The sequence below is a fragment of the Streptomyces sp. NPDC087901 genome (genome assembly GCF_044742205.1).
Lineage (GTDB): Bacteria > Actinomycetota > Actinomycetes > Streptomycetales > Streptomycetaceae > Streptomyces.
This window is the reverse complement of sequence record NZ_JBIUUC010000015.1, coordinates 182425-195420: the sequence shown is the minus strand read 5'-3', so window position 1 is coordinate 195420 and position 12996 is coordinate 182425. Positions and strand designations below refer to the sequence as shown.

Annotated in this window: 11 protein-coding genes and 1 tRNA gene; 4 read left to right on the top strand and 8 right to left on the bottom strand. The window is 70.3% G+C overall.

All coding sequences use genetic code 11. The features are described 5' to 3' along the window. Positions 1–34 precede the first annotated feature (34 nt). Entirely contained in the window at positions 35–964 is a 930-nt protein-coding gene (locus ACIOEW_RS34035) for a phosphatidylinositol mannoside acyltransferase (protein WP_401968729.1), read from the bottom strand. Continuing rightward, entirely contained in the window at positions 961–1641 is a 681-nt protein-coding gene (gene pgsA, locus ACIOEW_RS34030; protein WP_362549551.1) for a phosphatidylinositol phosphate synthase, read from the bottom strand. The genes ACIOEW_RS34035 and pgsA overlap by 4 nt, the downstream gene beginning before the upstream one ends. 434 nt (positions 1642–2075) lie before the next feature. On the opposite strand from pgsA, the gene ACIOEW_RS34025 reads away from it, so the two are divergent. Together ACIOEW_RS34025 and ACIOEW_RS34020 are read left to right on the top strand one after the other, a co-directional pair. Continuing rightward, complete coding sequence (locus ACIOEW_RS34025) at positions 2076–4301, top strand: elongation factor G-like protein EF-G2 (RefSeq protein WP_401968725.1); 2226 nt, start codon at positions 2076–2078, stop codon at positions 4299–4301. Between the two features lie 147 nt (positions 4302–4448). After that, a complete protein-coding gene (locus ACIOEW_RS34020; RefSeq protein WP_401968722.1) occupies positions 4449–6119 on the top strand; it encodes a hypothetical protein in 1671 nt (556 codons plus the stop codon). A 56-nt stretch (positions 6120–6175) separates the two neighbouring features. On the opposite strand, the gene ACIOEW_RS34015 is transcribed toward ACIOEW_RS34020, so the two are convergent. Next, positions 6176–6739, bottom strand: coding sequence for an HIT domain-containing protein (locus ACIOEW_RS34015; protein ID WP_362549560.1), 564 nt, complete (start codon positions 6737–6739; stop codon positions 6176–6178). A gap of 66 nt (positions 6740–6805) precedes the next feature. Between ACIOEW_RS34015 and ACIOEW_RS34010 the strand changes: the two genes are divergently transcribed. Then, positions 6806–7483 (top strand): potassium channel family protein, encoded by a 678-nt coding sequence (locus ACIOEW_RS34010; protein ID WP_362549563.1) that lies wholly within the window; start codon positions 6806–6808, stop codon positions 7481–7483. A gap of 28 nt (positions 7484–7511) precedes the next feature. Here the strand turns inward: ACIOEW_RS34010 and thrS are convergent, their stop codons facing one another. The 3 genes from thrS to ACIOEW_RS33995 form a co-directional block, all read right to left on the bottom strand. After that, on the bottom strand, positions 7512–9488 hold the full coding sequence (gene thrS, locus ACIOEW_RS34005; RefSeq protein WP_362549566.1) for a threonine--tRNA ligase: 1977 nt from the start codon (positions 9486–9488) through the stop codon (positions 7512–7514). Between the two features lie 116 nt (positions 9489–9604). After that, entirely contained in the window at positions 9605–10861 is a 1257-nt protein-coding gene (locus ACIOEW_RS34000; protein ID WP_401968719.1) for a hypothetical protein, read from the bottom strand. Beyond that, positions 10861–11427, bottom strand: coding sequence for a DUF4365 domain-containing protein (locus ACIOEW_RS33995; RefSeq protein WP_401968716.1), 567 nt, complete (start codon positions 11425–11427; stop codon positions 10861–10863). Before ACIOEW_RS33995 ends, ACIOEW_RS34000 begins: the two co-directional genes overlap by 1 nt. A 191-nt stretch (positions 11428–11618) precedes the next feature. Between ACIOEW_RS33995 and ACIOEW_RS33990 the strand changes: the two genes are divergently transcribed. Beyond that, complete coding sequence (locus tag ACIOEW_RS33990; RefSeq protein WP_362549569.1) at positions 11619–12344, top strand: 3'-5' exonuclease; 726 nt, start codon at positions 11619–11621, stop codon at positions 12342–12344. Positions 12345–12421: 77 nt separating this feature from the next. On the opposite strand, the gene ACIOEW_RS33985 is transcribed toward ACIOEW_RS33990, so the two are convergent. Both ACIOEW_RS33985 and ACIOEW_RS33980 read right to left on the bottom strand, forming a co-directional pair. Then, a tRNA-Val gene (locus ACIOEW_RS33985) sits at positions 12422–12493 on the bottom strand. 39 nt (positions 12494–12532) lie between these two features. Further along, the gene (locus ACIOEW_RS33980; protein ID WP_401968713.1) at positions 12533–12979 is read right to left on the bottom strand and encodes an SRPBCC family protein; all 447 of its coding nucleotides are present in this window, start codon (positions 12977–12979) and stop codon (positions 12533–12535) included. Between the last annotated feature and the right edge of the window lie 17 nt (positions 12980–12996).

The window sequence follows — 12996 nt, the reverse complement described above, 5'->3', positions numbered from 1 at the left end:
CCCGCGAGCCCGGCATGACCCGAGCGGGAAGGCCCTAGTCTCCGCGGGGTTCGAGGTCGGCGAGCCAGAGCCGTTGCAGCATGTGCCAGTCCTCCGGGTGCTCGGCGATGCCCAGGGCGAACGCGTCGGCCAGGGCCTGTGTCATGACAGACGTCTTCTCGGCACGGTCACCTGAGCCGGGCACGTCCACGGGCGGATGGATCCGCGCCTTCATCACCGGCGTGTCGTCGTAGGAGAGCGTGACCGGCAGCAGCAGCGCACCGGTCTGCTGGGCCAGGAGAGCCGGCCCGGCGGGCATCCGGGCGGTGTCGCCGAAGAACGTCACCTCGACACCCGCGGCCGACAGGTCGCGGTCGGCGACCAGGCAGACCAGGCCGCCCTCGCGCAGCCGGCGTGCCAGCGTCCCGAACGCGGTCCCGCCGTTGTGCGCGAGAACCTCCATGCCCAGGCCCTCGCGGTACGCCACGAACCGGTCGTACAGCGACTCGGGCTTGAGCCGCTCGGCGACCGTGGTGAACGGGACCTTCAGGTCCGTGGTGACCCACGCCCCCGCCAGGTCCCAGTTCCCCAGGTGCGGCAGCGCGAGGACGACCCCGCGCCCCGCGTCGAGTCCTTCGGTCAGCCGGTGCGCGTCCGTCACGTCGATGGACGCCTTGATCCGCTCCGGGGTCCACGTGGGCAGCCGGAACGACTCCATCCAGTAGCGCATGTACGAGCGCATCCCGGCCTTGGACAGCGCCGCGAGCCGGGCCGGACTCGCGTCCGGCACGACCCGCGCCAGATTCGACTCCAGCCGCAGCACGCTCTTGCCGCGCCGCTTCCACACCTGGTCCGCGATGGTGCGGAACATCGCCTGCGCGGCAGGCTCGGGAAGCCTCTTGACCGCGGCCCAGCCGAGGCCGTACAGCCCGTCGCTCAGCCGTTCCTTCGGACCGGGCTTCGCTTCCCCTGACGCGCCGCTCACTGCGCCGCCTCGCTCCCCCGGTCCGCCGCGGCCGACACCGCGGCGGCCGCATCGGCTTCCGCGGATTCACGGCGCACGGTCACGACCCGCTGCACCAGCGTCACCAGGCTGCCCACGGCGACGATCCACAGGGCGATCGGCAGCAGGATGTCGATCCCCGGCACACCGAACTTGTGGAGCCCCGCCAGACCGGCAGCCACCAGCGAGATCACCAGACGTTCGGCGCGCTCCACCAGCCCGTTGACCGCCACCGGCAGACCGATCGACTCACCGCGCGCCTTGGTGTACGAGACCACCTGGCCGCTCGCGAGACAGAAGATCGCGACCGCGCACAGGACGTTGTCGTCGCCGCTGCCCGCGTACCAGAGTGCGAATCCGGCGAAGATCGCCCCGTCGGCGACCCGGTCGAGCGTCGAGTCCAGGAACGCGCCCCAGCGGCTGGAGATGCCCGCCTGTCGCGCCATGTTGCCGTCGACGAGGTCGGAGAAGACGAAGATCGTGATGACGATCGTGCCCCAGAAGAACTCCCCCATCGGGAAGAAGACCAGCGCACCTGCCATCACTCCGGCCGTGCCGATCAGAGTGACCGCGTCAGGACTCACGCCCAGACGGAGCAACAGTGCGGCGAACGGCGTGAGGACACGCGTAAAGAATGCACGCGCGTACTTGTTCAGCATGGCCTTCCCGAGGGTTCGGTGGGCCGCATGGCCCCATCGGCCACCGGCTGGAGGGTGCTGAAGGTCCTGGCCGGATCAGGGAGCAGCGTCCGGTGCGTGCGGCTGCAGGGCGCCGGAGCGTCCCCGCGGCTCCGCCATGGGGACGATTCGGCAACGCCACAGACGTGCGTGCCGGGCGCCACGAGCCCGGCCAGGCCCTTCAGCACCCTCCTGGCCCATCGTAGTCACGCCCGCCGCACTCCACCGTCCGGGCACCCTGGGGGTGTCGTGCGACGGCGTACGACGTATGGACGCGACCCGGACGGAGTGGAAAGCTCGGAACTACCGCGGGCGTCGCCGTAGCCGCCGCGGCGGCTCCCCCGTGCCCGTGCGACCGCTCCCCATCCCCGCGCCGGCGGGCCCCCGCCGGCGCCACCACCCGGGAGGCACGCGTCATGGGCGACAAGGCACACACGCACACCGGAGCCGCCACAAGAGCAGCGACGGCCGACCACCCCTCCGCCATCCGGAACGTGGTGCTGGTCGGCCACAGCGGATCCGGCAAGACCACCCTCGTCGAGGCCATGGCACAGACCGCGGGCGCGGTCAACCGGGCGGGCCGGGTCGAGGACGGCACCACCGTCTCCGACCACGACGGGATCGAACAGCGTAGGCAGCGCTCCGTATCGCTCTCCCTCGTCCCCGTCGAGTGGGACGGAGTCAAGATCAACCTGCTGGACAGCCCCGGCTACGCCGACTTCGTCGGAGAACTCAGGGCCGGTCTGCGCGCGGCGGACGCGGCCCTCTTCGTCGTCTCGGCCGCCCAGGAGGCCGACGCCGTCGCCGGCACCACCCGCGCCGTCTGGGAGGAGTGTGCGGCGGTCGGCATGCCGCGCGCCATCGTCGTCACCCACCTGGACACCGCCCGCACCTCGTTCGACTCGATGACCCGGATCTGCGGCGAGATCTTCGGCGGCGACGACCCCGACGCCGTACTCCCGCTCTACCTGCCGGTGCACGGCCCCGAGGCCGCGGACGGACACGCCCCGCTCACCGGACTCACGGGACTGCTCACCCAGCGGATCTTCGACTACTCCGGCGGCGAACGGAAGGAACACCCGCCCGCGGAGTCCGAGCAGACGCCCCTGGCCGACGCTCGCAACCGGCTGATCGAAGGAATCATCGCCGAGAGCGAGGACGAGACCCTGATGGACCGCTACCTCGGCGGCGCGGCCATCGACATCAGGACACTCGTCGACGACCTCGAACGCGCCGTCGCACGTGGCACCTTCCACCCCGTCCTCACCGCCGCCCCCGCCACCGACGGCGCCCGTCAGGGCATCGGCACCGTCGAACTCCTCGACCTGATCACCGGCGGCTTCCCCACCCCGCTCGAACGCCCCCTGCCCGCCGTCACCACCCTGCACGGCGCCTCGCTCCCCGCCCTGGACTGCGACCCTCAGGGCCCCCTGGCCGCCGAAGTCGTCAAGACGGCCTCCGACCCCTACGTCGGCCGGCTCTCACTCGTCCGCGTCTTCTCCGGCACCCTGCGCGCCGACGACACGGTGCACATATCCGGCCATGGGCTCGACGACCCCGGCCACGAGGCCCGACCCTTCCACGAGGCCGAGATCCGCGTCGGAGCCCTCTCGTCCCCGTTCGGCAAACAGCAGCGGCCCCTCACCGCCTGTATCGCCGGCGATCTCGCCTGCGTCGCCCGGCTGGACGCCGCCGAGACCGGCGACACCCTGTCCGCCCCGGACCACCCCCTGCTGATGGAACCGTGGACCATGCCCGACCCCTTGCTGCCGCTCGCCATCGAGGCACACAGCAAGGCCGACGAGGACAAGCTCTCCCAGGGCCTGGCCCGCCTCGTCGCCGAGGACCCGACCATGCGCCTGGAACAGAACCACGACACCCACCAGGTGGTTCTGTGGTGCCTCGGCGAAGCCCATCTGGACGTGGCACTGGACCGGCTGCGCACCCGTTACGGCGTGCAGGTCGACGCCGTCCCCCACCGCGTCGCGCTGCGCGAGACGTTCGCCGGGCCGTCCACCGGACGGGGCCGCCACGTCAAACAGTCCGGCGGCCACGGCCAGTACGCCATCTGCGAGATCGACGTCGAGCCGCTGCCACCGGGCTCGGGCATCGAATTCGTCGACAAGGTCGTCGGCGGATCGGTGCCCCGCCAGTTCGTCCCGTCCGTCGAGAAGGGCATCCGCGCCCAGGCCGCCCGCGGCGTCGCCACCGGGCATCCGCTGGTCGACGTGCGCGTGACCCTGCGGGACGGCAAGTCCCACTCCGTGGACTCCTCCGACGCCGCGTTCCAGACCGCGGGCGCCCTGGCCCTGCGTGAAGCCGCAGTCGACGCCCGCATCCAGCTCCTGGAACCCGTCGCCGAGGTCCGCGTACTGATCCCCGACGACTACGTCGGCCCGGTCATGAGCGACCTCTCCGGCCGCCGCGGCCGGGTGACCGGCACCGTGCAGTCCAGCGCCGGACGCACCCTCGTACGGGCCGAGGTACCGGAACTGGAGATCGGCCGCTACGCGGTCGACCTGCGCTCCCTGTCCCACGGAACCGGCCGGTTCGACCGCGCCTACGCCCGCCACGAAGCCATGCCCCCGCAGCTCGCCGACCGCCTCCACGAACAGCAGGAGAACGGAATGAAAGTCACATAACGGCCTCGTCCGCTCGACGTTGTCCACAGGGCCGGACGGCGTACCGATTCGGACGATACGCTGTGCTCCCAGCTCAGAAAGTGTGCCGGGCCCGGCAGTTGGGAAACAGCCGCAGGAGCGGTTCCTCGGCGGCGAGTGGGGGCGACAGTGGCCAGCAACGGATTCGATTTCTCTCCCGGAGCACAGATTCCGCTCCAGGGTGCGGCAGGTGCGGCGGTGGCGACCAACGCCCTCGCCTCTGCCGCGTACCGCGACAGCCCGGTGGAGGAAATCCTCAAAGCCAACAGCGAATGGCACAAGTCCGAAGTGAAGGAAGGGCGTTCCAAGCTCTTCAAATCCGACTACTTCAAACCCGACCTCGGCGAGGCCTTCTCCCGCGCCGTCCAGGAACGCACGCTGGGCGGCGCACGGAAAGCGCTCATCCAGTCCTTCGGCAGCGACCCCCAGACGGTCGTCGAGCACTGCCTGTCCGCGACCCGGCTCCGGAAGGCCCGCGACACCAAACTCACCGCCGTGACAGCCCTGTTCGGCTTCGCCTTCCTGCCCGGAATGCTGCTGTGGGTCATCGCGTTCCGCCTGCGCGACGGCCTCGCCAACACCAAGGACAAGGGCCTCGCCGCCATCGGCAACGCCCTGCTGCCCGTCATCGGCATCGCCGCCCTGTTCCTCCTGATCAAGATGCCCCTCACCGGGCTCCTGGGGCTGTACCTGCGAGCGATGATCGTTGCCCCCGTCATCGGCTGGCTGATCGCCAAACGGATCGCCGAGACCTCCGCCCAGGACATGCGCGCCCGCTGGGAGGGCCTGCTCTCCGGCGGCGGCGTCGTCGCCAAGATCCCCGAAGCGGTCCCGAAGAACCCCAACGAGACGGCCCGCGAGGCACTCCGCCAGGGCCTGGAGAAGCTCTCCGCCGAACAGCAGTCCAACTCCGTCTTCTACGCCGGCCCCAAGGGCATCCTCGGCATGGGCACCCGCTGGGGCAGCTGGCAGCTCGCCGAGGACCTCGTCGCGAAGGACCCCGGCAAGGAGTTCCACCAGTTCCGCAGCTGGGACCTGATACGCGTCATCCACGACCAGCTCAAGATGCTGGAGCGCGGCCCGCTGAACACCGGCGGGTTCCCCACCCCCTCGGTCACCCACTGGATCGTGTCGCCCGTCGGAGAGAACGCCGACGCGGTGTCCCGACCCGAGGGCGAGGACGTCGCCACCTTCCAGGTCAAACCCCACGAGATACAGCGGATCTGCAACCACCAGCAGTTCGGCGGCGGCGACCGCCACTACCTGGGCGTCCAGTTCACCCTCTGGGACGGCCAGCTGGTCATCACCATGATGATCACCGTCACCGTGCTCTTCGAGACCCTGCGCATCGAAGTCACCGGACACGCACTCGGCCCGGTCCACTCCCTGTTCACCAGCAAGCCCGCGGCCAAGAAGAAGACAGTCAACAAGACCGTCAAGTTCTGGGAGACCCGCGACATCACGCTGGCGCTGGTCGAGTCGAAGGAAGTCGTCCGCCTCGCCCTGCGCGCCCCCTTCACCTGGTACCCGCCGCTCCTCGACTACCTCGGCGGCAAGATCGCGCTGCCCGAGCCCTTCGGACTGCGGCACGCCTGGGCCGAGAAGCCGTGGCGCCACCGCTTCATGGCCGACGACGCGATGCGCGCCGCCACACCCGTCCTGCGCGTCGTGCACAGCGCCGCCATGAAGGTCCTGGAGGAGAACGGCGTCGACACGGAACGCTTCGGCAACCGCTCGTCGATACTGAGCGGGCTCGTCCAGGACCCCACGCCGCGCAAGGCCGACATCTACGACGCCTAAGGCAAAGGGCGCCCCGGAGAACCGGGGCGCCCTGCACGGCGGAGGAAAAAGCGCGATCAGATGGTGCTCGGCCAGGCATCGGCCAGCATCGTGCGCGTGTCGGCCAACAGCTGCGGCAGCACCTTGGTGTGACCCACCACCGGCATGAAATTGGTGTCACCACCCCAGCGGGGCACCAGATGCTGGTGCAGATGCGCAGCGATACCCGCACCGGCCACGGCACCCTGGTTCATCCCGATGTTGAAACCGTGCGCACCCGAAGCCGCCCGCAGCGCCGCCATCGCACGCTTGGTGAAAGCGGCGAGCTCCAGCGTCTCCGGACCGTCCAGCTCGGTGTAGTCCGCGACATGCCGGTACGGCACCACCATCAGGTGCCCGCCGTTGTACGGATACAGATTCAGCACGGCGTAGACCTTCTCGCCGCGCGCGACGACGAGCCCGTCCTCATCCGACTTCGAGGGAATCTCACAGAACGGACAGCCGTCGCCGGCCTCCGGGCCGGTCGGCTTGTTCTCGCCCTGGATGTACGCCATCCGGTGGGGCGTCCACAGGCGCTGGAACGCATCGGGCGTTCCCACTCCGATCTGCTGCTCCGGCTCACTCGTCATGCCGATCAGCATATTGCGTACCCCAGGCAAAGCGTGTCGCCGGGGCCGATCCCGTCCCCTCGACGCGATGCTGGCCGGATGACCGACCGCACCCCGGCCCGGCCCTCGCCCGCCCTGACCCTCTGGGAACAGCGCACCGAAGTACCGCTCTTCGCCGCCTCGCTGCTCTTCCTGCTCGGCTACGCGGCCCGCGTCCTCGCCCCGGACGACGCCGAACCCTGGCACGACCTCGCCCTCGCCCTGGTCGCCGCCACCTGGCTGCTCTTCGTCGTCGACTACGCCGTACGGATCCGGCTCAGCGGCCTGGGCCACCGCTTCGTACGCGTCCGCTGGCTCGACACGCTCGTACTCCTGCTGCCGCTACTGCGCCCGCTGCGCCTGGTCAAGGTCTACACGGCGGTCCAGAAGCGCCACGACGAGCCGCGGCTGAGCCTGTACGCACGGGTGATGTCCTACGCCGGCCTGACGGCCCTGCTGCTCGGCCTCTCGGCCGCCCTCGCGGTCTACCACCAGGAGCACGACGCACCGGGCGCCTCGATCCGGACCTTCGGCGACGCGGTCTGGTGGGCGTGCGCGACGCTCACGACGGTGGGGTACGGGGATGCCGTGCCGGTGACGCCGTGGGGCCGGGTGGTCGCGGCGTTCCTGATGGCCTGCGGGCTGGCGCTGCTGGGGGCGGTGACGGGTTCGTTCTCGTCGTGGCTGATCCAGGTGTTCCGGCGGGAGGACGAGAAGGAACCCCCGGCGAGCGGGTAGCTCACCGGGGGCTCCTTCCGGGCACGGATCAGACCTGGACGCGGTCCTCCACGGCCTTGGCGATCTTGGCGATGGCGTCCTCGACCGGGATGCCGTTCTCCTGCGAACCGTCGCGGTAGCGGAAGGAGACGGCTCCGTTGGCCATGTCCTCGTCGCCAGCGATGATCATGAACGGCACCTTGGCCTTCTGGTGATTCCTGATCTTCTTCTGCATCCGGTCCGAGGAAGCGTCCACGTCGATACGCAGACCCTTCTTCCGCGCCTCGGCAGCGAACTCCTGGAGGTACGGGATGTGCGCGTCGCCGATCGGGATGCCGACCGCCTGAACGGGCGCCAGCCACACCGGGAACGCACCCGCGTAGTGCTCCAGGAGCACCGCGAAGAAGCGCTCGATGGAGCCGAACAGGGCGCGGTGGATCATGACCGGGCGCTGCTTGGTGCCGTCGGGGCCGGTGTACTCCAGGTCGAAGCGCTCCGGCAGGTTGAAGTCGAGCTGCACGGTCGACATCTGCCAGGTCCTGCCGATGGCGTCCCGCGCCTGCACCGAGATCTTCGGACCGTAGAACGCGGCGCCGCCCGGGTCCGGGACCAGGGGCAGGCCCTGCTTCTCGGCGACCTTCTGCAGGGTCTCCGTGGCTTCTTCCCAGGCCTCGTCCGAGCCGACGAACTTCTCCGGGTCCTTGGTGGACAGCTCCAGGTAGAAGTCCGTCAGCCCGTAGTCGCGGAGCAGGTTCAGGACGAAGGTGAGCGTCCGGTCCAGCTCCTCCGCCATCTGCTCCTTGGTGCAGTAGATGTGCGCGTCGTCCTGCGTGAAGCCGCGCGAACGAGTGAGGCCGTGCACGACGCCCGACTTCTCGTACCGGTACACCGTGCCGAACTCGAAGAGCCTCAAGGGCAGTTCACGATACGAACGGCCACGCGCGTCGAAGATCAGGTTGTGCATCGGGCAGTTCATCGGCTTGAGGTAATAGTCCACCCCGTCGTCGAGCTGCATGGGCGGGTACATGCCGTCGGCGTACCAGTCCAGGTGGCCGGACTTCTCGAAGAGCTTGCCCTTGGTGGCGTGCGGCGAGTAGACGAACTCGTAGCCCTCCTCCTCGTGGCGGCGCCGCGAGTAGTCCTCCATGGCACGGCGGATGACGCCGCCCTTGGGGTGGAAGACCGCGAGACCGGGGCCGATCTCGTCCGGGAAGGAGAAGAGGTCCAGCTCGTTGCCGAGCTTGCGGTGGTCGCGCTTGGCGGCCTCCTCCAGGAACTCCAGGTGTGCCTTGAGCTCGTCCTTGGTCGGCCACGCGGTCCCGTAGATGCGCTGGAGCATCGGGTTCTTCTCGCTGCCGCGCCAGTAGGCGGCCGCGTTCCGCATCAGCTTGAACGCCGGGATGAACCGGGTGGTCGGCAGGTGGGGGCCGCGGCAGAGGTCCTTCCAGCACAGCTCGCCGGTCTTCGGGTCGAGGTTGTCGTAGATGGTCAGCTCGCCGCCGCCCACCTCGACGTCCGCGCCGTCGTCCGTGGAGGCGGAGCCCTTGATGCCGATGAGCTCCAGCTTGTACGGCTCGTCGGCGAGCTCCTCGCGGGCCGCCTCGTCCGTCACGACCCGGCGGGAGAACTTCTGGCCCCGCTTCTGGATCTCCTGCATCTTCTTCTCGATGGCCTTGAGGTCCTCGGGCGTGAACGGCGTCTCGACGTCGAAGTCGTAGTAGAAGCCGTCCTTGACCGGCGGGCCGATGCCCAGCTTGGCCTCGGGGTGGAGCTCCTGCACGGCCTGCGCCATCACGTGCGCGGTGGAGTGGCGCAGGATGTTGAGGCCGTCCTCGGAGGAGATCAGGACCGGCTCGACGGTCTCGCCGTCGGCGAGCACGTACGCGAGGTCCTTCAGCTCACCGGCGATGCGGGCGGCGACGACGGTGCGCTCGCCGGGGAAGAGCTCGGCTGCCGTAGTGCCCGTCGTCACCACGCGCTCTTCCCGCTCGGAATCGCGTTGGATGGTCACACGGACGTCTGACACCGGTCTCTCCTGACTGAGGGGGCGCACCCGCATTCCTCTCACGTGTGCAGAGGGAATCGTACCGAGCCGAGGCCCCCCATTGCGAAAGGGCCGGTTCCCGGCGGCCTCCGCCCCCGCTACTCCCCCGTGCACGCCTCCTCGAAATAGTCGACGTTCTCCTGGAGCGACTTCATCAGCCGGTCCCGCTCCTCCTCGTCGACCTGCACCGGAACCACCTGCGAGGCCCTGGTCAGACGCCGGAAGCCGCCCCGGCTCTCCAGTCTGCCCTCCACCCGTACGGGCAGCCCCACGAGGTGGGCCTGGCCCGCGATCCGGTACGCCTCCTCGTCGAGCTCCAGCCGTACGTGCGGCACCTCGGCGCCCGCCAGGACTCGCAGCCGTACGATTCCGGCTCCGCGCGGCCCGGAGCGGCGCAGGCGGACGACGGCTCCGGTGATCCGTACCGTCACCGCCGGCTCGTCCCGCAGGTAGCGGGCGCCCGCCAGGCGCAGGGCCGGCAGGTCGCCCGGGGAGAACTCGACCGGTTCCGGGCGGACCGGGCAGCCGTCCGGGGCTCCCGCGGCGGGCGCCCATTCCAGCGCGATCCCGGCCCCTTCCGAGCCCCGGACGAGCGCGATGACCGCCTCGGTCAGTTCGCGGCTGACGCCCGCCTCGACAGCGGAGTCGAAGGCCTCCATGCCGCCGGTGGCGCGTTGGTAGTCGACGGCCTCCCGTGCGGCGTGCAGGGCTTGGTAGAGCCGCGCGGCGAGGGGGCGGCCCGCCGCGACGGGGACGAATGCCGTGAGGTCGCGGCCGCCGGGTGCGGGGCCTATGAGGACGGAGCCGAGCGTCGCGAGGGCGCGCCGGCGGTGGCGGGCACCGTGGTAGCCGGCCCGGCCCCGGACGGCGAGTGCGCCGGCCAGCAGGATCTGACGGGCCGCGCCGTGCAACTGTTCCGACCCGGTCCAGCTGGCCGCCCCGGCGGCCGGTTCGGGCACGTCGCGCCACCAGCGGATCTCGTCACTGGGGACGGCGAGGGAGACCAGGACCTCGCGGGCGGAGGGCGCGGCGCTGCGGGCGAGAGCGGTCAGGGCCTCCCCCAGCAGGTCCTCGCTGTCGGGGAACGCGGCGGTGTCCGGCACGAGCAGGCTGGTGGAGCCGCCGGGCGGGCCGGGCGGGGTCCAGCGGCTGTAGCGGCCGGCCGCACCGCCGCGCCGCCGCCAGCCGTGCCGGGCGAGCAGGACGCCGAGGACCGCGGGGTCGACACGGGCCGGGTCGGGAAGGCCCCCGGCCGTCATCGAGCCGGTGGGCCAGGGTCCGGGCGGCTCGGTGGGGTGGGGGCGGACGGCTGACGGGAACACTTCGTTGAAGGACTCGTCCATCGGCCTGTGCATCAGGGTCTCCCTCCCGCCCCGACACGGGTCATGATCTCGCAGAGCGCTCGGTCGTCGAAGATGCGCGAGGTCGGGATCCGCACGGTGGTCCGGTGCCGGCCGGTCACGGCGTGACCGGCCAGGTTGGTCCAGTAACAGCAGTGCCGCAGGTCGAGGCGGTCGTGTCCGGCCCGCAGCCAGTCGTCCTGGCTTCGGGGCACGAGCATCACGACGAGGATCTTGTGCACGGACACGGGGGTCCGGGCGAGCTTCACGAGGTGGGCGTTGTCGAGTGTGAAGGCGAACGTCGGGCCGGACGGTCGGGCCGGTATCTGGTAGGTGCACTTCAGCTGGACCTTGATGGTCACCTCGTCGTCGACGACGTGACCGGGGGCTCCATGGCTGACGTGCCAGTCGATGCCGTTGTCGGGGAAGGGCTGCGACAGGGAGCACCCCGCCGCGGCCGCGACCGCGTGCAAGTAGCCCACCTGGAGGGTCTCCATGCAGGCGGTGGTGGCGAGTGCGCCGCGCAGCGGTGCGGACCGCTGGGGCAGCAGCCCACTCGGTTCGGGCTGCGCGAGCGCCATGGCTCCGTAGACCTTCCGGGCTGTGCCGATGGGTGAGTTGGACGGGGCGGCGTTTCAACCTCCAGCCCCGTCACCTGTGTTGTCACCGCACAGGACGGCCCTCAAACGGCGTATCAGGCAAAGGGTGCGGGTATCACCGAACCGGGCAGAGGAATCACACCATCTGCCGCTCGGGCGCGAGGAGTTCGGGGATGATTCATTGGTACGAGGGGCCGCTGGCCTCTTTCGACACCGAGACGACGGGAGTGGACGTCGAGCAGGACCGGATCGTTTCGGCCGCGCTCGTCGTCCAGGACAGTGCCGGCGGGCGGCCGCGTGTCACCCGCTGGCTGGTGAATCCGGGGATTCCGGTGCCCGTGGGGGCGACGGAGATCCACGGCCTGACCGATGACCACCTGCAGCGCAACGGGCGATGGCCCGCGCCGGTGGTCGAGGAGATAGCCAGGGCGCTGGCCGAGCAGAGTGCGGCGGGCCGGCCGCTCGTCGTGATGAACGCGCCGTTCGATCTGACGCTGCTGGACCGGGAGCTGAGGCGGCACCGGGCGTCGTCACTCGCCGGCTACCTGGAGAACACCTCGCTGTGCGTGCTGGATCCGCGGGTGCTCGACAAGCATCTGGACCGCTACCGCAAGGGCCGGCGCACACTCACGGATCTCTGCGAGCTGTACGGCGTGGTGCTGGACGGGGCGCATGACGCGGCGGCCGACGCGGCGGCGTCGCTGGAGCTGGTCCGGGCTGTGGGGCGGCGGTTCGCCGCCCGTCTGGAGCGGCTGTCACCGGCGGAGCTGCACACGCTCCAGGCGGTGTGGCACGCCGCCCAGGCCCGTGGCCTGCAGGCTTGGTTCGCCAAGAGCGGGACGCCGGAGACGGTGGATCCGGCCTGGCCGCTGCGCCCGGAGCTGCGCGCCGCGGCGTGAGCGGAGCAGGAGCTCTCACTCCTGGAAACGCGGAAGCCGGTCCGTCGGTGTTGCTGACGGACCGGCCTCTCCCGGGGTGGGCGATACTGGTTTCGAACCAGTGACCTCTTCGGTGTGAACGAAGCGCTCTCCCACTGAGCTAATCGCCCGGGAACGGGTTGAACCTTACAGGGCTCGGCGGGTGTGGTTCAAACCGCTTCCAGCCGAGCCGCGAGACCGTGTCGTCCGGCCCGCATCATCAGGGCGTGGTTGGCCCGGAACACGGCCCGTCCCGGTACCGCGAGGACCCGCATGAACGGGCGGCACACCACCACCTCCTGTTCGTACGTGGCACGGCTCCCGGCGCCGTGCGGCCCGACGGTCCAGCGCGCCCAGCCTTCGAGGTCGCCGGTGAGCGTCACTTCGAGGACGCCGCCGGGCACGTCGCGGCGGTGCGCACGCATGGTCATGACGAGGTCGTACGGGAGGAGGGAGCGGATCCGGGCGGTGCCGGAGGTGTCGTCGACGGAGGTGACCTCGCGGACCTGAGGCCACCACTGCGGGTAGTGCTCGACGCGTTCGAGGTGTGCGTAGACGGTGCCGGGCGAGGCAGGGAGGTCCCAGACACTGACAAATCGGTAGCGGCTCCAGTCCATGTCTCCAGGATGCGCGT